Annotated in this window: 19 protein-coding genes; 8 read left to right on the top strand and 11 right to left on the bottom strand. The window is 72.9% G+C overall.

The window, feature by feature from the left end; translation table 11 throughout:
• Positions 1-27 precede the first annotated feature (27 nt).
• The gene (locus WMF31_RS23530; RefSeq protein WP_436604089.1) at positions 28-3,573 is read right to left on the bottom strand and encodes a protein kinase domain-containing protein; all 3,546 of its coding nucleotides are present in this window, start codon (positions 3,571-3,573) and stop codon (positions 28-30) included.
• Between the two features lie 126 nt (positions 3,574-3,699).
• Between WMF31_RS23530 and WMF31_RS23525 the strand changes: the two genes are divergently transcribed.
• The 4 genes from WMF31_RS23525 (at position 3,700) to WMF31_RS23510 (ending at position 6,194) form a co-directional block, all read left to right on the top strand.
• The gene (locus WMF31_RS23525; protein WP_129347360.1) at positions 3,700-3,951 is read left to right on the top strand and encodes a MoaD/ThiS family protein; all 252 of its coding nucleotides are present in this window, start codon (positions 3,700-3,702) and stop codon (positions 3,949-3,951) included.
• 20 nt (positions 3,952-3,971) lie between these two features.
• Positions 3,972-5,084, top strand: coding sequence for a GTP 3',8-cyclase MoaA (gene moaA / locus WMF31_RS23520; RefSeq protein WP_436604088.1), 1,113 nt, complete (start codon positions 3,972-3,974; stop codon positions 5,082-5,084).
• A gap of 76 nt (positions 5,085-5,160) precedes the next feature.
• Positions 5,161-5,676: a cyclic pyranopterin monophosphate synthase MoaC gene (gene moaC / locus WMF31_RS23515; protein WP_436604087.1), complete on the top strand. Its 516-nt coding sequence runs from the start codon at positions 5,161-5,163 to the stop codon at positions 5,674-5,676.
• Positions 5,673-6,194 carry a molybdenum cofactor biosynthesis protein MoaE gene (locus WMF31_RS23510; protein ID WP_436604086.1) on the top strand — a complete coding sequence of 174 codons (522 nt, stop codon included), beginning with the start codon at positions 5,673-5,675 and terminating at the stop codon, positions 6,192-6,194. The genes moaC and WMF31_RS23510 overlap by 4 nt, the downstream gene beginning before the upstream one ends.
• On the opposite strand, the gene phoU is transcribed toward WMF31_RS23510, so the two are convergent.
• The 7 genes from phoU to WMF31_RS23475 form a co-directional block, all read right to left on the bottom strand.
• Positions 6,191-6,928 (bottom strand): phosphate signaling complex protein PhoU, encoded by a 738-nt coding sequence (gene phoU, locus WMF31_RS23505; protein ID WP_436604085.1) that lies wholly within the window; start codon positions 6,926-6,928, stop codon positions 6,191-6,193. The genes WMF31_RS23510 and phoU overlap by 4 nt on opposite strands.
• Positions 6,929-6,948: 20 nt before the next feature.
• Positions 6,949-7,824: a phosphate ABC transporter ATP-binding protein PstB gene (pstB, locus tag WMF31_RS23500; RefSeq protein ID WP_436604084.1), complete on the bottom strand. Its 876-nt coding sequence runs from the start codon at positions 7,822-7,824 to the stop codon at positions 6,949-6,951.
• A gap of 10 nt (positions 7,825-7,834) precedes the next feature.
• Positions 7,835-8,746, bottom strand: coding sequence for a phosphate ABC transporter permease PstA (gene pstA, locus WMF31_RS23495; protein ID WP_436604083.1), 912 nt, complete (start codon positions 8,744-8,746; stop codon positions 7,835-7,837).
• The gene (gene pstC / locus WMF31_RS23490; protein ID WP_436604082.1) at positions 8,743-9,726 is read right to left on the bottom strand and encodes a phosphate ABC transporter permease subunit PstC; all 984 of its coding nucleotides are present in this window, start codon (positions 9,724-9,726) and stop codon (positions 8,743-8,745) included. The genes pstA and pstC overlap by 4 nt, the downstream gene beginning before the upstream one ends.
• A gap of 78 nt (positions 9,727-9,804) precedes the next feature.
• On the bottom strand, positions 9,805-10,911 hold the full coding sequence (gene pstS, locus WMF31_RS23485) for a phosphate ABC transporter substrate-binding protein PstS (RefSeq protein ID WP_436604081.1): 1,107 nt from the start codon (positions 10,909-10,911) through the stop codon (positions 9,805-9,807).
• Between the two features lie 89 nt (positions 10,912-11,000).
• Positions 11,001-12,464, bottom strand: a complete 1,464-nt coding sequence (locus WMF31_RS23480; RefSeq protein WP_436604080.1) for an ATP-binding protein — start codon at positions 12,462-12,464, stop codon at positions 11,001-11,003.
• 33 nt (positions 12,465-12,497) lie between these two features.
• A complete protein-coding gene (locus WMF31_RS23475; protein ID WP_129347369.1) occupies positions 12,498-13,193 on the bottom strand; it encodes a response regulator in 696 nt (231 codons plus the stop codon).
• Between the two features lie 368 nt (positions 13,194-13,561).
• On the opposite strand from WMF31_RS23475, the gene ndk reads away from it, so the two are divergent.
• Genes ndk through dapE form a run of 4 tightly spaced genes read left to right on the top strand, consistent with a single transcriptional unit; the run spans position 13,562 to position 16,884 of the window.
• Positions 13,562-13,996, top strand: coding sequence for a nucleoside-diphosphate kinase (ndk, locus tag WMF31_RS23470; protein ID WP_436604079.1), 435 nt, complete (start codon positions 13,562-13,564; stop codon positions 13,994-13,996).
• Positions 13,996-14,871, top strand: a complete 876-nt coding sequence (locus tag WMF31_RS23465) for a hypothetical protein (RefSeq protein WP_436604078.1) — start codon at positions 13,996-13,998, stop codon at positions 14,869-14,871. The genes ndk and WMF31_RS23465 overlap by 1 nt, the downstream gene beginning before the upstream one ends.
• Before the next feature lie 37 nt (positions 14,872-14,908).
• Positions 14,909-15,784: a 2,3,4,5-tetrahydropyridine-2,6-dicarboxylate N-succinyltransferase gene (locus WMF31_RS23460; RefSeq protein ID WP_436604077.1), complete on the top strand. Its 876-nt coding sequence runs from the start codon at positions 14,909-14,911 to the stop codon at positions 15,782-15,784.
• Positions 15,781-16,884, top strand: coding sequence for a succinyl-diaminopimelate desuccinylase (dapE, locus tag WMF31_RS23455; RefSeq protein WP_436604076.1), 1,104 nt, complete (start codon positions 15,781-15,783; stop codon positions 16,882-16,884). Before WMF31_RS23460 ends, dapE begins: the two co-directional genes overlap by 4 nt.
• 25 nt (positions 16,885-16,909) lie before the next feature.
• Here the strand turns inward: dapE and WMF31_RS23450 are convergent, their stop codons facing one another.
• The 3 genes from WMF31_RS23450 to WMF31_RS23440 all read right to left on the bottom strand — a co-directional run bounded on the left by WMF31_RS23450 (position 16,910) and on the right by WMF31_RS23440 (position 19,226).
• Entirely contained in the window at positions 16,910-17,719 is an 810-nt protein-coding gene (locus WMF31_RS23450) for a sensor histidine kinase (protein ID WP_436604075.1), read from the bottom strand.
• A 386-nt stretch (positions 17,720-18,105) separates the two neighbouring features.
• Positions 18,106-18,549, bottom strand: a complete 444-nt coding sequence (locus tag WMF31_RS23445) for a response regulator (protein ID WP_129347373.1) — start codon at positions 18,547-18,549, stop codon at positions 18,106-18,108.
• 215 nt (positions 18,550-18,764) lie between these two features.
• Positions 18,765-19,226 carry a response regulator gene (locus tag WMF31_RS23440; RefSeq protein ID WP_436604074.1) on the bottom strand — a complete coding sequence of 154 codons (462 nt, stop codon included), beginning with the start codon at positions 19,224-19,226 and terminating at the stop codon, positions 18,765-18,767.
• Positions 19,227-19,502: the final 276 nt, after the last annotated feature.

Here is a 19,502-nt window from a genome sequence, read left to right as displayed (position 1 = left end):
CCGCCCCGGCCGCGTCCTCCCGGGGCGTCAGGCGCTCGCCAGCGTCCGCATCCAGCCGCTGATCCGCGTCCCCGCCGGCTTCGGCCACCCCATCCTGGCGAACCGCTCGAGGAGCTGCGGCGTGTGGTCCCCCGTGCGGCTGTCCTTGAACGCCGCCCGCGCCGCGTCGAGCTCGCGCGCCGCCTCGTGGAAGCGCCCCTCGTGGTACGCGAGCCACGCGAGCGTCAGGTGCCGGTGCTGCCGCGGCTCCGCCTCGGACAGCGCCACCGCCTCGCACGCCAGGAGGTGCTCGCGCGCGAGCTCCGCGTCCCCGCGGTGCAGCGCGATCTGCGCGAAGAGCAGCCGCGCCTCCACCAGGCCCCACGGGTCCGCGAGCCGCTCGAAGATCCGGCCGGCCGCGAGCGCGTGCTCCTCGGCGAGCTCCGGCGCGCCCGCGTCGAGCGCGACCATCGAGAGCAGCCGCTCGCTCCCCGCCTCGCCGCGCGGGTTCGCCAGGTCGCGGAAGCTCTGCCGCGCCGCGAGCGCGCCCACGCGCGCCGCCTCGAAGCGGCCGGCGCGGTGGTCCGCGTGCGCGAGCGCGAGGTCGCACTGCGCGAGCCCGAGCCGGTAGCCGATGGCGTCGAAGTCGGCGCGCGCGGTCGTGAGCAGCGAGCGCGACGCCTCGGAGAGCGCCCCGGCCTGCTCGACCATGCTCTGCAGGAGCAAGCACTGCGCCCGGCCGAGCCGGTCGCCGACCTCCGTGAACCGCGAGGCCCCCGACACGAGCACCGCCCGCGCCCGCGCGTGCTCGCCGAGCAGGTAGTCGATCTCCCCGAGCAGCACCTCGCACTGCGCCTGCCCGTGGGTGCGGCCGATCTCGTCGAAGATCGCGTGCGCCCGCGCCACCAGCCGCCGGCCCTGCGCCTCCGCGCCGAGATCCGACGCGATGTGCCCGAGCAGGCGCAGGCAGTGCGCCTGGTTCTCCCGGTCGCCCGCCTGCTCGAAGATGCGCCGCGCGTCGTCCGCGTCGCGCCGCGCCTCGTCGAGCCGGCCCGCCAGCCGGAGCGCCTCGGCCCGGAAGCGCAGCTGCGTCCCGAGCCGCGTCCCGGTCAGGACCGGCCGCGCCTCCGCGGCGCCCCGGAGCCCCGGGCGCGAGTCGCTGCCCCCGGGCAGCTTGCCGTCGAGCACCGCGAGGTCGCGCAGCGTCGCGGAGATGTCGCGCGTGCTCTGCCAGTGCGCCGCCACGTGCGCGTGCATGAGCGCCGCCGCCTCGTCCGTGTCGCCCGCGCGCAGGAGGCTGACCACCCGGTGGCGGAGGATGCGGCGGCTCGACGCGAACGGGTGCGCGCCGAGCGCGTCGGCGGCGGCGCGGAAGACGCGCCTCGCGTCCGGCTCGATGAAGAGCTGCGAGAGCAGGTGCTCCTGGAGCAGCGCGTGCGGCCAGCGGAGGCGGTCGCCCACGGCGAGGAGGATCTGCGCGCGCTGCATCGCCGCGATCGCGCGGTCCGCGGGCAGATCGAGCGACGTGAGCTGCGCGCGCAGGAGCTCGCGCCGGATGTCGCCGCCGAGCGCGGCGGCGGCGCGCGCGCCGGCCCGCAGATCCTCGGGCAGCGCCGCGAGCCGCTCCTCCCAGAGGTCGGCCGTGGTCGCGGCCTGCACGGCCATCGACGCCCTCGGCACGAAGTACTTGCCCGCGCGGAGCTGGAGGTGGCCGCCGCTCGCCCACGCGTGCAGGAGCTGCAGCGCGAAGAGCGGGTTGCCCTTGCTCCGGGCCGTCGCCGCCTCGGCCGCCGCGTCGTCGAGCGGCAACGTCTCCCGCAGGAGCGCGTGCGTCTGCGCCGGGTTCAGCGGGGCGACGTCGAGCCGCTCCCCGCCGTAGGCCGCGAGCGCGCCCTCGATCCGCCGCGCCGCCGCCGGGTCGCACTCGACCGCCTCGCTCCGGACCGTCGCCACGACGAGCAGGCCGAGGCCCGGCGCGTCGCGGTGGATCGTGAGCAGGCCCTCGAACGTCGTGGGCGAGGCGTAGTGGAGATCGTCGAGCCAGAGCAGCACGGGCCGGTCGCGGCCGATCCGCTCCAGGGTCTTGCGGATGATCAGCCAGCGGAGCTCGGGCCGGTCGAGGCGGAAGCGCTTGCCCGTCGGCCCGACCGCCTCGCTGCCCGGCGGCGACGGCTTGATCCACTCGGCCGTCGCCGCGACCCACGTCTTGCCGACCTCGTCCTCGGGCGCGACCTCCCAGAGGTTCATCAGGACCTTCTCGACGATCTCGCGCTCGGCCCGGTCCAGCCGGTAGTGCTGGGTCACGGCGCCGAGGACGCCGTCGAGCGGCGCCGCGATCCGCCGGTAGCGCGCGCGCAGCGGCACCATGAGCGCGCGCTCGTGGACCTCCTCGCAGAGCCACTCGGCGAGCCGGCTCTTGCCGACGCCGGCCTCGCCCGCGAGCAGGACGAACCGGTGCAGCGGCTTCGGCGCGTCGACCACCTCGGCCACGACCTCCATGAGGCGCGCCCGCTCGCCGGCCCGCGCGACGAACGGGCTCGGCCGGAGCGCGAGCAGCCCGGTGGTCGTCACGGACGGCGGCGGGTCCTCGCTCGGCGGCTCGACGAGGTCGGGCGTGAGCAGCTCCTTGCGGCTCGGGGGCAAGCGGCCGCTCGTCAGCAGGGCGAGCGGCAGGGGCGTGGCGGCCGCGCTCACGTTCTTGCGCGGCTCGAACCGCTTCCAGACGCGCCGCGCGTCGCCCGCGAAATCGAACCGGTGCCAGGGGCGCTTCGCGAGCAGGCGCTTGGCGAACTTGGCGACGTCGCCCGGCACCCCGGGCGGCAGCGGCAGATCCGGGATCGGCGCGCTCCGGTGCTGCTGGAGCAGCTCCTCGTTCGTGCCGTCGTAGACCTCGCCGCCGGCGAGCAGGGCGTAGAGGATGCAGCCGAGCGCGTAGAGATCCGTCGGGGGCCCGACGTGCGGCGCCGCGAAGCGGATCTGCTCCGGCGCCATCCAGCCCGGGGTGCCGGCGCCCCAGCGCACGGTCGGCTCGCTCTCGCGGGAGCCGTCGAGGCGGTGATCGATCCGGTCCTGGATGAGCCACGCGAGCCCGAGATCGAGCACGTGCACGAGCGGCGGCTCGCCGCCGTGCTGCAGGTCGACGAGGACGTTCGACGGCTTGAGATCGCCGTGGATCACGCCGCGCGCGTGCGCGTGGGCGAGCGCGCCGAGGACCTGGTCGATGACGCTCCAGATGATCGGCCAGGGCAGCGGGTCCTCGAGCCGGGCGAGGTAGAGCCACTCGTGGAGCGAGCGCCCGGGGACGGCGTCCATCACGAGGTAGGGCGTGCCGTTGCTGAGCGCGCCGAAGTCGCGGGCCTTCACGAGCGCGGGGTGCGAGAGACCGGCGAGCGCGCGGGCCTCCTCCTGGAACCACCAGGCGTCCTCGGGGCGCGTGGCCGCGCCCGGCCGGTCCAGGAGCTTCACGGCGACGCGCTCATCGAGGACGAGATCGCGGCACAGGTACACGACGCCCATGCCGCCGCGGCCGAGCTCGCGACGGACCTGATAACGACCGGCCAGGATCGTGCCCGGTAGATAGCCTTCTTCGGACATGGCGGAGAGCGGTCCGATGATAACCGTGACCGGGAGGCCCGGTAGGCTCGATCTCGCCCGGGCGTCCGGGGTCGCTCGGCCTCGGTTCGCCGTGTCGCGGCGCCGGGGCGATGCTAGGTTGCTCCCATGGAGGCCGCGGTTCGCGTGCTCGCATTCGCAGGCGCGAGGGATGTCCTCGGCGCGGGAGAGGTGGCGTTGCCGCTGTCGGGGCCGTGCACCGCGGCGGAGCTCCTGGAGCACGTCTGTGCGCGCTACCCTGGGCTCGCTCCCTACAAGGGATCCATCCGGGTGGCGGTGAACGGCGTCTATGCGACGCCGAGCGATCCTGTAGGTTTCGGCGACGAGGTGGCGCTCATCCCCCCGGTCGCGGGCGGCTAGGGGGCGCGAGGATCGACGTCATGCCTCCTTCCTTCGGCCTCGATGCAGCGCGCCCCGCGGGGGAGGCGTCGATCCAGAGGCGGCGCTCGCTGCCGCTGCTCGGCGGCGGCGAGCCCGGGCGCCGCGTCGCCGTGATCCCGCACCGGGGCGCTGCGCCCGGCGCGCCGCACGCGGGGCCGGCGCCGCGGAGCGTGCGCATCTCGGTCACGGATCGCTGCGACTTCGCGTGCACCTACTGCCGGCCGTCGCGCCACGACGGCTACGCCGACGGCCGGCTCATGACGTCGGCGTGGCGCGCGATGTTCGAGGCGCTGCGCGACGCGGGCATCCGGCGCGTCCGCCTGACGGGCGGCGAGCCGCTGCTCCACCCCGAGATCGTCGACATCGTCGCGCGCCTCGCGTCGCTCGGCTTCGAGGATCTGGCGCTCACGACGAACGCGTCGCAGCTCGCGCGGCTCGCCGCGCCGCTGCGCGACGCCGGGCTGCACCGGCTGAACATCTCGATCGACACGCTCGATCCCGCCCGCTTCCGCGAGGTGACCCGCGGCGGCGAGCTCGCGCGGGTGACGGCGGGCATCGACGCGGCGGTCGCCGCGGGCTTCTCCCCGATCAAGCTGAACACCGTCGTGCTCCGCGGCGTGAACGACGACGAGCTCGAGCGGATCACGCTGTGGGCGTGGGAGCGGCGGATGGTGCCGCGCTTCCTCGAGGTGATGCCGATCGCCGAGGGCGCGCGGCTGGTCCGCGATCACCTCGTCACGGCGGCCGAGATGCGCGAGCGGCTCGCGGAGCACCTCCTGCCGGAGGAGGCGGTGGGCGAGCCCGGCCTCGGCCCGGCGCGGTACGTCGGCGCCCGCCGCGATCCGTCGCTCCGCGTGGGGTTCATCACGGGCACGAGCGACACGTTCTGCGAGAGCTGCGATCGCCTGCGGGTCTCGTCGACCGGCGTGCTCCGCCCGTGCCTCGCCACCGACGAGGGGGTGGACGCCTCGCGCGAGGCGGCGAGCGGCGATCTCGCCGCGATCCGGGAGCGGCTCGACGAGGCGTGGCGCCTGAAGCCGGACGGCACGGTGTGGAAGGGCTGCACCGAGGAGACGGCCTCCGGGGTGTCGATCCGGGCGATCGGCGGCTAGCGTCGCGCGCCGGCGAGCACGCCGGCTCACGGTTCGGCTTCCGCTCCCTCGGGCTGCCGTGGCAGATTCCGGCGCGATGCCGCGAACCCCTGATCGCCCCGGCGAGGGCGAAGCGCTCTCGACCCACCTCTCCCCGGGCGGGGAGGCCCGCATGGTGCCGGTCGAGGGCAAGCCCGTCACCCACCGCCGCGCGGTCGCGTCGGGCGCGGTGCGCATGCGCCCCGAGACGATCGCCCGGGTCGCGCGCGCCGACGCGCCGAAGGGCGACGTGCTCGCCGCCGCCCGGATCGCCGGGATCATGGCGGCGAAGCGCACGCCGGAGCTCATCCCGCTCTGCCACGGGATCGCGCTCACGCACGTCGCGGTCGAGCTCGACGTGGACGAGCCGGGCGCGGCGATCCGGGTGACCGCCGCCGCGGAGGCGCTCGACCGCACCGGGGTCGAGATGGAGGCCATGGTCGCGGTGAGCGCCGCCTGCCTGACGATCTACGACATGCTGAAGGGGATCGATCGCGAGATGGTCATCTCGGACATCCAGCTCCTGGAGAAGAGCGGGGGGCGCTCGGGGCACTTCCAGAGGAGCGCGCCGTGAGCCGGATCCGCACCGAGCCGCTCGGCCTCGACGAGCTCCTCGCGGCCGTGTGCCACCCCGGCGCGGGCGGCGTCGCCACGTTCCTCGGCGTGGTCCGCGACGTCAACGACGGCCGGGCGGTCACGCTGCTGGAGTACGAGGCCTACGGGACCATGGCCGAGGCCGAGCTCGAGCGGATCCTCGCGGAGATCGCCGCGGAGATCCCCGGCGTGCGCGTGGCCGCGACCCACCGCGTGGGCGCGCTCCACATCGGCGACGTCGCCGTGGCCTGCGCCGCGAGCGCGCCGCACCGGGGCGAGGCGTTCGAGGCGTGCCGCCTGCTCATCGATCGGATCAAGGCGCGCCTGCCGATCTGGAAGCGCGAGCACGGGCCGGACGGCCCGTACTGGGTCGGATGGGAGGACGCCCGGTGCGGCGGCGAGCACGGGCCCGGGGCGCGCCACGGGCACGGACCCGGGGCGCGCCACGGCCACGCGCACGGGGGGCACCCGCACGGCCACGGCGGCAGCGGCGCCTAGCGCGACCGCACGCGCCCCAGGACGGGCGCCGGCGGCGCGGTCGAGATCGGATCGTTCTCCCGCATGCGGTTGTGGTGCCGGATGTCCGTCCCCTTGACGAGGAAGACGACCGACTCCGCGATGTTCATCGCGTGATCGGCGATCCGCTCGAGGTACTTCGCGATCGACTGGATCCGCGTGGCCCTGTACACGGTGCTCGGGTCGCGGCTCATGATGAGCAGCACGTCCTGGAAGATGCGGGCGTACTGCTCGTCGATCACGTCGTCGCGCGTGAGCAGCTCCTTGGCCCGCTCGCAGTCGCGGGCGACCAGCGCGTCGAGCGCCTCGTGCACCACGTCGATCGCCCCGTCGAACAGGCCCTGCAGGTCGGCCACCGGGGCGATCGGCGGCTCCTCGTTGAGCTCCACCACCCGCTCGCAGACGTTCACCACGAGGTCGCCGATGCGCTCCAGATCGGTGACGATCTTGAGCCCCGTCGTCACGAACCGCAGGTCCGACGCGACGGGCTGCCGCGTCGCGAGGATCCGCATGCAGAGCTCGTCCACCTCGCACTCGAGGCGGTTGATCCGGCGGTCGAGGCGGATCGTCGCCTTGGCGAGGCCGGTGTCGCGCGTCGCGAGCGCGGTCGAGCCCTTCTGGATCATCTCCTCCACCAGGCTGCCCATCAGCAGCAGCTTCTCGCGCAGCGTCCGCAGCTCGTGCTCGTAGACCTTGCTCGTGTGCGATACCGGCATGACTCTCTCCCCCGCTCCCCTCAGCCGAACTTCCCGGTGACGTAATCCTCGGTCTTGCTTTCCTTGGGGTTGGTGAAGATCGTATCCGTCCTGTCGAACTCCACCAGATCTCCCATGTAAAAGAAGGCCGTGTAATCAGAGCACCGCGCGGCCTGTTGCATGTTGTGCGTGACGAGCACGCAGGTATAGCGCTGTTTGAGCTCCTCGATGAGCTCCTCGATGCGCGCGGTCGCGATGGGATCGAGCGCCGAGCACGGCTCGTCGAGCAGGATCACCTCGGGCTCCACCGCGAGCACGCGCGCGATGCAGAGCCGCTGCTGCTGGCCGCCGGAGAGCGAGAGCCCGGACTGGTCGAGCTTGTCCTTCACCTCATCCCAGAGCGCCACCTGGCGCAGGCACTTCTCGACGAGCCCGGTGGGATCCTTGACGGAGACGCCGTTCAGCTTGTGTCCAGCGAGGACGTTCTCGCGGATGGACATGGTGGGGAAGGGGTTCGGCTTCTGGAACACCATGCCGACGCGCCGGCGCAGCCGCACGGGGTCCACCGCCCTGTCGTAGATGTTCACGCCGTCGATCATGACCGAGCCCTTCGCCGTGGCCCCCGGCACCTGCTCGTGCATCCGGTTGAGGCAGCGCAGGAACGTCGATTTGCCGCACCCCGACGGGCCGATGACCGCGGTCACATGACCGTCCGGGATGTCCAGCGTGATGTCGTGGATCGCGTGAAATCCGTGAAAATAGGCGTTGAGCCGGGTGACGCTGATCTTGGCGGGCGGCGTCGCCACGTCGGGCGGCGGCGCCTCCGAGTCGGGCGCCGCGCGGCGGTGCTCGGCGCCGCCCTCGGCGATCCGATCGCGGCGGTCGCGTGTCTTGGTGGAACGATCGAGCGAGCTCATCGGAGGTGCCTCATCGCGCTTTGACGCTCCGGGACGTTGCTATGCGGGCGACAAGATTCAGGACAAAGACGAGGACGATCAACACGAGCGCGGCGGTCCACGCCTCCTGTTGCCACTTCGGGTACGGCGACGTCGCGTACCGCCAGATCTGCACGGGCAGCGACGCGATGGGGCGATCGATGGCGACGCTCCAGTACGAGAAGCCGAGCGCGGTGAGGAGCACGGGCGCGGTCTCGCCGGCGATGCGGGCGACGGCGAGCATCACGCCGGTCCCGATGCCGGGAGAGGCCGTGCGGAGCACGACGAAGAGGCTGGTGCGCCACTCCGGGACGCCGAGGGCGAGCGACGCCTCCCGCAGGTGCGCGGGCACGAGCTTGAGCAGCTCCTCGGTCGTGCGCGTCACCGTGGGGAGCATCACGATCGCGAGCGCGATGCCCCCGGCGAGCGCGGAGAAGCGCTTCATCGGGACCACGACGAGGGCGTAGACGAACACGCCGATGGTGATCGACGGGACGCCACCGAGCACGTCGGCGATGAACCGGACGGCGCCCGCGAGCCTGCCCCGGCCGATCTCGGCCAGGTAGATGCCGGCGAGGATGCCCGTGGGCAGGCCGATGCAGCAGGCGATGGCGATCAGCAGGAGCGTGCCGACCACCGCGTTGCCCATGCCGCTGTGCTCCTCTCCGACGGGCTTCGGCAGCTGGGTGAAGAAGTCGAGCGACAGCCCCGCGAGGCCCCGGCTGACGACGTAGATGAAGATCAGGAACAGCGGAACGAGCACGACGGCGGCGCTCGCGATGCACAGCGCCTCGAACACGTGGCCGCGGACGCGGCGCAGGCGCTCGCCGGGCGTGGGCTCGAGCAGCGTGCGCCGGGGGGCGCGGGCGGGGCTCGCCGCGGGGGGAACGGTCTCGCGGCTCACGCGCGCCCCTCCAGCTTGCTCTTGGTCGAGCTCACGAGCCACCGGGCGAACAGGTTGAGGAGGAGGGCGACGCCGAAGAGGAGCAGCGCGATCTCCGAGAGCGCCGACACGTACACGTCGCTGGGCGCCTCGACGAACTCGTTGGCGATGACGCTCGCCATCGAGTACCCGGGCTGGAAGATCGACGCGCTCACCTGCGGGCGGTTGCCGATCACCATGGTGACCGCCATGGTCTCGCCGAGCGCCCGGTTCAGCCCGAGGATGATCGCCCCGATGATGCCCGAGCGCGCGGACGGGAGGACGGCGTAGCGGATGGTGTCCCACGCGGAGGCGCCGAGGCCGATCGCCGCCTCGCGGTGCAGCTGGGGGACCGCCTGCATCACCTCGCGCGAGACCGACGTGATCGTGGGGACGATCATGATCGCGAGGATCACGCCCGCCGCGAACATGCCGAAGCCGAGCGGCGGGCCCTCGAAGAGGGGCAGGTAGCCGAAATACTGGATGATGAACGGCTGGATGGTGTCCCTGAGCCACGGGACCAGGACCGCCACGCCCCAGAACCCGTAGACGACGCTCGGGATCGCCGCGAGGAGCTCGACCAGGAAGCCGAGCGGCTTGCGGATCCAGTGGGGGGCGAGATCCGACAGGAAGATCGCGAGGCCCAGGGAGACGGGGACCGCGAGCAGGATCGCGATCAGCGAGGAGACGACCGTGCCGTAGATGAACGGGAGGGCGCCGAACTCCTCGCGCGCGGGGTCCCACACGGTGCTGGTGAGGAAGCCCAGGCCGAACCTCTCCATCGAGAGCTGCGACGACCGGACGAGCTCCAGCACCATCAGCAGGGGCACCGCGAGGACCGTCAGGCCGAACATCGTGAGGATGGCGCGGAACGCTCGGTCCGCGCCGCGGCCGCCGCGCGCCGGGGCGCTCGCGACCTCGGACGAGGCGGCCTGTTCCATCGGGACTTCTATGGTGCTCATGGGCCTTGTCCTGCGCGCGCCCGGGCGGCGCGCGGCGGGGGCTGCCGCGCGCCGCCCGGGCGCGTTCCTCGAGGGTTGCTACTGGGCGATCAGGGGCTTGCCGTCAGGGCCCACCAGCGCGGCGAGCTTCTTGTTGACCTTCTCCACGACGGCCGCGGGCAGCGGCGCGTAGTGCAGATCGCCCGTGAACTTCTGGCCGTCGTGCACGGCCCACTTCAGGAAGCTGGCGAGCACCTTCCCCTTGGCGAGGTCCTTCTGCTCCTGGTAGGCGAGGATGTACGTGAAGCCGGCGATGGGATACGCGTCCTCGCCCTCGGCGTCCACGAGCGAGACCCGGAGATCGTCGGGCATCTTGGCGGCGGCGCCGGCGCCCGCCGCGGTCGTGCTCTCGAGCGACGGGGCCACGAACTTCCCGCTCCGGTTCTTGAGCGAGGCGAAGGCGAGCTTGTTCTGCGTCGCGTACGCGAGCTCGATGTAGCCGATCGACCCGGGCGTGCTGGAGATGAGGGCCGAGACCCCATCGTTGCCCTTGGCGCCGAGGCCGCCGGGCCAGCTGACGCTGGTCCCGGTCCCCGGGCCGTTCTTCCACTCCGGGCTGACCGCGCTGAGGTAATCGACGAAGATCTTGGTGGTCCCGCTGCCGTCGGAGCGGTGGACGGTCGCGATGGCCTTGTCGGGGAGCTTCACGTCCGGGTTCTCGCCCTGGATGGCCGGATCGTTCCACTTCTTGATCTTGCCGAGGAAGATGTTCGCGGCGGCCTCCGGGGTGAGCTTCAGCCCGGACTGGACGCCCTCGAGGTTGTAGGTCAGCACCACCGCCCCGATGCAGGTCGGCAGGTGCTGGATCCCGGGCGCCTTCGCCATCTGCTCGTCCGTCATCGGCGCGTCGCTGGCGCCGAAATCGACGGTTCGCTCGGTGATCTGCCGGATCCCGCCCCCGGACCCGATGGACTGGTAGTTGATCTTGATCTTGGGGTTCGCCTTCTGGAACTCGGCGATCCACTTGGTGTAGAGGGGGAACGGGAACGTCGCGCCAGCGCCCGTCAGCAAGGTCTCCCCTGCGGCCGCCGGCTGCGACGCGTTCTTCGCGGAGCCAGGGAGCGAGCCGGTGTCTTGGGGGCCGTCGGAGCGACCGCACGCGGCCGCCAGCAGGAACATCGCCAGGGTGAGCAGAATTCGAGCCATGCGCCGTCAGGCGTAACCGAGTTCTGTGACAGCGACGTGACAGCCGGGTGGAAGGGCGAGCACCGCACCTTCTCGATCTCGCGCGCGGATCACGCCGCGCGCGCGAGGCGGACCGTGAACTGTGTGCCGCGGCCCATTGCGCTCTCGACCTCGATCGAGCCGTTCATGAGCTCGACCAGGTGCTTGACGATCGCGAGGCCGAGCCCGGTGCCGCCGAGATCGCGCGAGCGGCCGGCGTCCACGCGATAGAACCGCTCGAAGATGCGGCCCAGGTGGTGCGGCGGGATGCCGGGGCCGTCGTCCGCGACGGCGATCGTCACCTGCTTCTCGAGCGAGCGCGCCTTCACCGTGACGTGCGCCCCCTCCCCGGCGTACTTGATGGCGTTGTCGAGCAGGTTCATGAGCACCTGCTCGAGCGCGCGGCGATCGCACCGCGCGGGCGGGAGGGCGCCGGCGTCGACGGTGAGCGTGACCCTGCGCCGGCGCGCCGACTCGGCGAGCAGGTGCGTGACGTGCTCGATGGCGGGGGCGACCTCGAGATCCGACAGCGCGAGGCGGAAGGTCTTCGCCTCGATCTTCGAGAGGTCGAGCAGGTCGTCGAGGAGCTGGCGGAGGCGCTTCGCGTGCCGATCGATCACGTCGACGAACTCGGCGGCCTCGTGGGGGTCCTGGAGCGCGCCGAGCTGCAGCGTCTCGGCGGCGGTGCTGATCGCGGTGACCGGCGTCCGCAGCTCGTGGGACACGTTGGCCACGAAGTCGGTCCGGATCGTCTCCAGCCGGCGCAGGTCGGTGACGTCGTGGAACACCGCGATGAGCCCCGGCCCGTCGGCCGCGCCGTCGACCGCCGCGCCGGGCCCGCCGCCCGCCGGGCTCTTCCGGCGCGACACGCGCACGAGCAGCCGCCGCGGCATCGTCCGCCCGAGCTCGACCTCGACGTCGACCGGCTCGTCCCGCCGGCCTGCCAGCTCGATCGCCTCGGTGAGCCGCGCGTTGCGGAGCGCCTCGATCACCGAGCGGCCGAGCGCGTCGTCGCCGAGCGGGGCCATCGCGCGCAGCGCCCGGTTCGCGAGGAGGATGTGCCCCTCGCCGTCGAGCACCAGCACACCCTCGCTCATGCCGTCGAGGATGCTCGCGAGCAGGTAGCGCTCCGTCCGGGCCTCGGCGATGGAGCGGGAGAGCTCGCTCGTGAGGTGGTTCAGCGCGTGCGCGAGCTCCCGGAGCTCGCCCGGGCCGCGCAGGGGCGCGCGCGCGGACAGGTCGCCCTCGGACATCGCCAGCGCGGAGCGGGTCAGCCTGCGGATCGGGCGCGTGATGAAGAAGGTGGCGGCGGCGCCGGCCGCGACGGCGATGAGGACGACCGCCCCCATGCCGACGAGCAGGATCCGCCGCGAGCGGAGGAGGGCCGCGTCGACGGCGGCGCGCGGGCTCTGCTCGGCGAGCAGCGCCGACTCCAGGTCCCGCGCGGCCAGGCGCTCGAGCGAGACGCCGGCGACGACGAGGACGAGCGCCGCCGCGACGACGAGCTTCGCGCCGATGCCGCGCCGCCTCAGCATGAGCGTGCCCCCCCCAGCGCGAGCATGCGCCCCCTAGGTCATTTCCGGCTCGGCGCGGAACCGGTAGCCGACGCCGCGCACGGTCTCGATGTAGTCGCCCGCCGCGCCGAGCTTCTCGCGCACCCGCTTCACGTGCGTGTCGACGTTGCGCGCGGTCACGTCGACGTGCGACCCCCACACCTCGTCGAGCAGGAGATCCCGCGAGAGCACGCGGCCGCGGCGATCGTAGAGCATCATGAGCAGGCGGAACTCGAGCGCCGTCAGCGCGATCTCGTGCTCCTCCACCCAGGCCCTGTGCGCCGCCCGGTCGACCCGCAGGATCCCGAAGTCGAACTTCTCCGGGGCCGACGCGGGGCTCTCCGCGCGCTTCAGGATCGCGCGGGCGCGCAGGATGAGCTCCCGAACGCTGAACGGCTTGACCACGTAGTCGTCGGCCCCGAGCTCGAAGCCCACGATGCGATCGATCTCCTCCCCCTTGGCGGTGACCATGATGACGGGGATGGCCGAGGTCTGGGGGTTCTGCTTGAGGCGACGGCAGATCTCCGTGCCGGACATGTCCGGGAGCATCAGATCGAGGAGGACGAGATCGAACCGCTCCTCCTTGACCGCGCGAAGCGCCGTCTCTCCGCTCCCGGCGGAGACCACATCGAAACCGGCTTGGCGAAAGTTGTACGTGAGGACGCGCTGGAGGTCGCGTTCGTCCTCGACGATGAGCACGTGGCTCGGCATGGACGAGGGGTGTAGCAGCGTATTGTGACAGCTTGATGGCGATCGCGCGTGGCGCGCGTCGTCCTCGTGGGCGGGGCGCAGCCAGGAGGAGGCGAAGCGGCGAGAAGGGGCGGGGAGAGCGAAGAAGCGCGCGCTGACAGGCAGGCAGAGCGGAAGCGATCGGGGGCGAGCCGGGCGTCACCGCGAGAGGAGAGGAGCGGGGGGGCGCGCGGCGACGGCAGGACACCGGAGCGACACCGGACGATGCGCGGCGGCAGACGGACGGGAACGACCGAGTCGCGGGCGCGCGGGCGGACGGGGCGCGCCCGCCCGCGGGCGCGACGCGTGGCGCTTGCATATCTCAGCCTTTTCGCCTAATTGGCCCGCCCATGGCCCTCGAGCGAACCCTCTCAATCATCAAGCCCGATGCGATGGAAAAGAACAAGGCCGGCGCGATCATCGCCCGCCTGCAGGAGGAGGGCTTCACGATCAAAGCGATGAAGCACATCCACCTCACCCGCGCGGAGGCCGAAGGCTTCTACGCCGAGCACCGCGAGCGCGGCTTCTTCGACGAGCTGGTGACGTTCATGTCGCGCAGCCCCATCCTGGTGATGGCGCTCGAGCGCGAGGACGCGGTCGCGAAGTACCGCGAGGTCATCGGCGCCACCGATCCGGCCAAGGCCGCGGAGGGGACGATCCGGAAGCTGTTCGGGGCGAGCGTCGGCGAGAACGCGGTCCACGGGTCGGACAAGACGTCGACCGCGGCGCGGGAGATCGCCTACTTCTTCGCGGGGTACGAGGTCGCGCCGAGCGCGACGCCCTGATGCTCGGCGAGCGGCTCGCGGCTGCGCTCGGCGCGGCGCGGGACGGCGCTGCAGGCATCGAGAGCTTCGCGCACCTGCTCGGCTCGCGCCGCGTCGGGCCGCGCGGGGTCGCCCTCGCGCTACCGGAGGTGTGCGAGGGGAGCGCGACGCTCGTCGCGGCCCTCGAGAGCCTCTCCGCGGCGGTCCGTGACGGCTTCGCCGAGCCGGCCGACCCCGCCGCGGCCGACGCCGCGTGCGCGGTGCTCGGCCACGCGGGCGTCGAGGTCGCGCGCCTGACGGAGGAGCTGTCGCGCGCCGCGGCGGGCGGCGGCGCGCCCGGCCGCGGGCGCGGCCGCGGAGAGCGCGGCGCCGCCGAGCGCGGCGTCGACGCGCGGCAGCGGCTCGCGCTCGAGGCGTCGGTGCGCAGGACCGCGCGGGAGCTGAGCGGCGCGCTCCGCCTTTCCGAGCTCGTGATCGCGACCCTCGATCTGCGGCCGACGCCGCTCGATCTCATCGACGTGCTCCGCAACTGGAGCGCCGCCCCCGCCGAGGGGCGGCCCGTCGTCCGGCTCATGATCGTCTCCCAGGACAGCCGCGCCAACGAGGTGGAGGGCGACGTGCGCGCCGTGAGCGGGCTCCTGGAGCTCGCCGTCGGGATGGTGAGCGCCGCCGGCGTCGCGGGCCCCCACCTCTCCGTGTCCCGCCGGCCGGACGGGCGCTCGACCGTGCGGATCGCGGAGCGCGACCCGCGCGGCGGGGCGCCGGCGGTCGCGCTCGACGTCGTGCTGCGCGACGGCGGCGAGCGCGCCGCCGCCGTGGCCCGCGTCGTCGCGCGCCGCGCGCGCATCGAGCTCGCCGAGGCGGCCGATGGCCGCGCCGTCACGATGACGTTCTGACGCCGGCGGCGCGCGGCCGTGCTAAAGGCGGCGTCCTATGGCCACCGAAGAACCCCTGAAGTCCCTTGTCGAGGCGGCGTTTCGTGACCGCGAGCTGCTCCGCTCGCCCGCGCACGAGGCCGCGGTCCTCCGCACGATCGAGCACCTCGATCAAGGTCTGCTCCGCGTCGCCGAGCCTGACAGGACCCCGGAGGCGGGCGGCGGCGAGGCCGCGTCCTCCGGCGAGGGCGCGCCGCACAAGTGGGTGACGCACGCGTGGATCAAGGAGGCGATCCTCCTCTACTTCGCGCTCCGCGGGATGAGCGTGATGGAGGCCGGCCCCTTCGAGTTCCACGACAAGATCCCGCTCAAGCGGGGGCTCGACAAGGCGGGCGTGCGCGTCGTGCCACCGGGGACGGTGCGCTACGGCGCGTTCCTCGAGCAGGGCGCGATCGTGATGCCCGGCTACGTGAACATCGGCGCCTGGGTCGGCTCGGGTTCGATGGTCGACACCTGGGCGACGGTCGGGAGCTGCGCGCAGATCGGGCGGGGGGTCCACCTCGCCGGGGGCGTGGGCATCGGCGGGGTGCTCGAGCCGCCGGGGGCGCGGCCGGTGATCATCGAGGACGGCGTGTTCGTGGGCTCGCGCGTGATCGTGGTGGAGGGCGTCGTGGTCGAGGAGGAGGCGGTGCTCGGCGCCGGCGTGGTGCTCACCGCGTCGACGGCGATCCTCGACGTCACGGGGCCCGAGGTCGTCGAGCACCGCGGCCGGGTGCCGGCGCGGAGCGTGGTGATCCCGGGCACGCGGCCGAAGCGCTTCCCGGCGGGGGAGTTCCAGGTCCCCTGCGCGCTCATCATCGGCAAGCGGAGCGAGGCGACCGATCGCAAGGTCTCGCTGAACGCGGCGCTGCGCGACTTCGCGGTGCCGGTGTGATCACGCGGCTCGACCAGGCCGCGGCGGCCGCGACGGGCCTCGCCGAGACGCTGCTCTGGCTGTGCTCGGTCCCGTCGCCCACGGGCGAGGAGGCCGAGCTCTGCGCCGCCGTGGCGGAGCGGCTCGGGCGGGCCGGGCTCGCCGCGCCGGTGCGCCGTCACGGCGACTCGCTGGTCGTGCCGGTGACGCAGGGCACGGGGGGGCCGAAGATCGCGCTCGCCGGGCACCTCGACGTGGTGCGCACCTCGCACGACGGGCCGCCGCGGATCGAGGGGGACCGCCTCTACGGCCCCGGCGCGAGCGACATGAAATCGGGCCTCGCGCTGATGCTCGACCTCGCCGAGGGGGACCGGCGCGACCTCGCGGGGGTCGATCTGACGCTCGTGTTCTACGCGCGGGAGGAGGGCCCGTACCTGGAGAACGAGCTGGCGCTGGTCATCGAGCGCGAGCCGGACCTCCGCGCGCTCGACCTCGCGGTGTGCCTCGAGCCGAGCGACAACAAGCTGAGCCTCGGGGCGAGCGGCTCGCTCCACGCGGGGCTGACGTTCCGGGGGCGCACGGCGCACAGCGCGCGGCCGTGGCAAGGGGAGAACGCCATCTACAAGGCGGGCCCGCTCCTGGTCGAGCTCGCGGCCCTCGCGCCGCGCGAGGTCGAGATCGACGGGCTCGTCTACCGGGCCGTGACGACGGCGACGCTGGCGCAGGGAGGGCGCGGCCGGAACGTCGTGCCCGACGAGTTCACGATGAACCTGAACCATCGCTTCCCGCCTGGGACGTCGATCCGCGACGCGCAGCGGGACATCGAGGCGCTGGTGGACGGGCGCGCCGAGATCGCCTGGCGCGATCTGAGCCCGTCGGCGCCGCCGCACGCGTCGCACCCGCTCGTCGTGGCGCTCCGCGACGCCGGCGTCGCCGCGGTCGAGCCGAAGCAGGCGTGGACCGACGTGGCCCGCTTCGCGGAGCTCGGCGTGCCCGCGGTGAACTTCGGGCCCGGCGAGAACGCGCAGGCGCACCAGCGCAACGAGTGGGCATCGCTGGAGAAGCTGTCGGAGGGCCGCGCGATCCTCCGCCGCTGGCTCTCACGCCTCGGGCCGTCCTGACGGCGCGCGTGCTCGCCGCTCGCCGTCAGGGGGCGCGCGCGGCGAGCCCGGTGGCGGCCGGGATGGTGAAGAAGAACGTGGCGCCCTGGCCGGGCGTGCTCTCCACCCAGATCGTGCCGCCGTGGGCCTCCACGATGCCCTTGGTGACGAAGGCGGAGAGCCCGACGCCCTGGCCCATGGGCCGGCGGGAGGGCACGTGGCGCGCGAAGAGCAGCGCCTGCTGATCCGACGGGATGCCGGGGCCGGTGTCTGAAATCGAGAACCGCGCGTCGGAGCCCGAGGGCTCCGCGCGCACCGTGATGCGCCCGCCCTTGGGCGTGTAGCGCAGCGCGCTGCCGAGCAGGTTGGCGACGACCTGGACGATGCGCTCCCGGTCGCACGCGATGGGGGGCAGGTCGTCCGGCACCTCCTTCGCGATGTCGAGCGGCTTCAGCGCGACCGTCGGCGCCACGATCTCGATCGCCCGGTCGACGATGGGCGCGACGTCGTGCGCGCCCATGCCGACCTTCAGCGAGCCGTTCTCGATGTTCATGGCATCGACGAGGTCCTGGGCGAGCTGGTTGATCTCGTCCGCGGCGCGGGTGATCGCGTCGAGCTGCCGCCGCCCCGGGCCGTCCGGCGGGGCGGAGCGCATCAGCATGCGGGCGCTGACGACGATCACGCTCAGCGAGTTCCGGAGGTCATGGGAGATGGTCGACACCGTCTCGCGGAGCATGCGCTCGGCCGACGCTGCGCGTCGCTCCAGCTGCCGAATCTGCTCCTCGAGCCGCTCGCGCTCCGCCGCGTCGCTCCGCGGAGCGCGGCGCTCCACGTCGGTCTTCGATCGTCTGGGCACCCTGGTCCGCAGGGTAGCGGGTCCTGCAGAGCGAGGCCCGCCCGCCGACGCGGGCGTCGGGCCTCTGCTGGCCGTGCGCAGGGGCGTTGCGGCGGAGCGTCCACGGAGCGTGCGGCCGTGCGCGGCCTCCGCGCCATCGGCCGCGGCTTTCTCGGCTTTCTTTCTCGTCACCCCCGCCATCCTGGCTCCCTCTTGGCTTTCGGACGCCCAGTTAGCCAGAAAGATGGTGCTGGGAATAGTCAGGTGGTGCCCCAGTCAAGTCCTGGCAACGCGGGAGCACACCTGCGTTGTCCGCGGTCCCGCGCGCCTCCTCTCGGCGCATGTCGTGCGCGCGCGCTCCGCCTCGCCGATCTCGCCGATCTCCCGGCGCGGGGAGCCGTGGCGCGTCAGGTCGTCCTCTCGGGCTGCGACGACGCGCTGCGTGCCTCGTCGTCCCCTCGCGAGAGGAGGCGGCGAATCTCGAGCACGAGCGTGTCCGGCAGACACGGCTTCGTCAGGAAGGCGTCGCAGCCCGCGTCCTTCGCCTCGCGCGAGTGGCCCGCGAGCGTGTGACCGGTCAGCGCGACGATGGGGATGCGCTTCGTGCGTGGGTCGCTCTTCAGGTGGCGGGTCGCTTCCCAGCCATCGATCTCCGGGAGCGACAGGTCCATCAGGATGAGATCCGGGATCAGCTCGAAGGCGCGGTCGAGCGCTTCCCGTCCGGTCGCCGCCTCGGCCACGCGGAAGCCCGAAAATGCCAGGTACTCCGCGAACATCTCCCGGTTGTCCTGAAAATCGTCCACGACCAGGACGAGCGGCGAGAATGTATTGTCGTCACACTTCACTTCCATCCCAGTGAGCCTTTCCGTTCCTCAGCAACGCGCCGGCCGGAGCGGCATCGAACGATTCCGGTGTCGTTCGGCCGGCCTCTGACGCTGCCGATGTAGGGGGCAATCCGCTCGGGTCACGCCACGTTTCTATACCTTATTGCCGGCCCAGCGCCGGGGGTTTCCCCTCCCGCGCAAGGGCCGCCCTGCAATCGCTCCGAGGCTTATCGGGCCGAGCCCTACGCACCCTGGGGAGATCCGTAGGGCGTCCGGCCGCCGACGATCTCGTTGAGCAAGCGGGCGGCGCTGTCCCAGTCGACGGGCTTCACGAGCACGCCGTCGAAGGCCGAGGCGTTGAGGGCGGCCCGGGCCTCGAGATCGCGCCGGCCGGTGCACGCGAAGATGGCGACGTGCTGGGTCGCCGGATCGGCGCGGAGCGCCTCGGCGACCACGAAGCCGTCGATGCCAGGCATTCGCAGATCGCAGAGGATCACGTCCGGTACGTCCTGCGTCGCGAGGAACACGCCGCGCAGCCCGCCTGTCGCCCGCTCGACCTGGAAGCCGTGGGCGGCGAGCTCCGCCTCGGCCATGACGAGGAAATCGGGATCATCGTCCACGATGAGGACCCGGCGCCGCCTCTCGACCACCAGGGTGTCGTCCTCGTCCTGCTCGGTAGACTCACTGCGCTCTGCCTCGGACATGCTCCTCCGCTCGCGGATCGGCTGACAGCGCTCTCCAGGGGCTCGGGCCGTGACGCGCAGGCGGGGAGGGCAGCGGCCTCCCAACCGGCGCCTCTGGAAAGGCTCCCCCGTGTTGGCGGAGTTGGAACCTGAGCCCCAGGTACACCTTGTGCCCAGGTCGCTTATCCGCAACCATCAACCGTCCAGCGCAGAGGGGGTCTGTGCGCGGTGCGTCCCCAGCGTCGAGCGACCGCCGTTTCGGGGCGATCCCGACGACGGTTGGCTCGCCCGTCTGAT

It is taken from the genome of Sorangium sp. So ce1036 (assembly GCF_051369805.1).
Taxonomy (GTDB): Bacteria; Myxococcota_A; Polyangia; order Polyangiales; family Polyangiaceae; genus Sorangium; species Sorangium cellulosum_F.
This window is presented reverse-complemented; position numbering and strand designations above follow the sequence as displayed.

What these genes read in the sequence shown, in the direction of transcription:
- WMF31_RS23460 (WP_436604077.1), top strand. Translation starts at nt 14,909, where the DNA reads ATGGCCACCGAAGAACCCCTGAAGTCCCTTGTCGAGGCGGCGTTTCGT.
- WMF31_RS23480 (WP_436604080.1), bottom strand. Translation starts at nt 12,464, where the DNA reads ATGCTGAGGCGGCGCGGCATCGGCGCGAAGCTCGTCGTCGCGGCGGCG.
- WMF31_RS23445 (WP_129347373.1), bottom strand. Translation starts at nt 18,549, where the DNA reads ATGGAAGTGAAGTGTGACGACAATACATTCTCGCCGCTCGTCCTGGTC.
- pstB (WP_436604084.1), bottom strand. Translation starts at nt 7,824, where the DNA reads ATGAGCTCGCTCGATCGTTCCACCAAGACACGCGACCGCCGCGATCGG.
- WMF31_RS23475 (WP_129347369.1), bottom strand. Translation starts at nt 13,193, where the DNA reads ATGCCGAGCCACGTGCTCATCGTCGAGGACGAACGCGACCTCCAGCGC.
- ndk (WP_436604079.1), top strand. Translation starts at nt 13,562, where the DNA reads ATGGCCCTCGAGCGAACCCTCTCAATCATCAAGCCCGATGCGATGGAA.
- phoU (WP_436604085.1), bottom strand. Translation starts at nt 6,928, where the DNA reads ATGCCGGTATCGCACACGAGCAAGGTCTACGAGCACGAGCTGCGGACG.
- pstS (WP_436604081.1), bottom strand. Translation starts at nt 10,911, where the DNA reads ATGGCTCGAATTCTGCTCACCCTGGCGATGTTCCTGCTGGCGGCCGCG.
- WMF31_RS23530 (WP_436604089.1), bottom strand. Translation starts at nt 3,573, where the DNA reads ATGTCCGAAGAAGGCTATCTACCGGGCACGATCCTGGCCGGTCGTTAT.
- moaA (WP_436604088.1), top strand. Translation starts at nt 3,972, where the DNA reads ATGCCTCCTTCCTTCGGCCTCGATGCAGCGCGCCCCGCGGGGGAGGCG.
- WMF31_RS23440 (WP_436604074.1), bottom strand. Translation starts at nt 19,226, where the DNA reads ATGTCCGAGGCAGAGCGCAGTGAGTCTACCGAGCAGGACGAGGACGAC.
- WMF31_RS23525 (WP_129347360.1), top strand. Translation starts at nt 3,700, where the DNA reads ATGGAGGCCGCGGTTCGCGTGCTCGCATTCGCAGGCGCGAGGGATGTC.
- pstC (WP_436604082.1), bottom strand. Translation starts at nt 9,726, where the DNA reads ATGAGCACCATAGAAGTCCCGATGGAACAGGCCGCCTCGTCCGAGGTC.
- moaC (WP_436604087.1), top strand. Translation starts at nt 5,161, where the DNA reads ATGCCGCGAACCCCTGATCGCCCCGGCGAGGGCGAAGCGCTCTCGACC.
- WMF31_RS23465 (WP_436604078.1), top strand. Translation starts at nt 13,996, where the DNA reads ATGCTCGGCGAGCGGCTCGCGGCTGCGCTCGGCGCGGCGCGGGACGGC.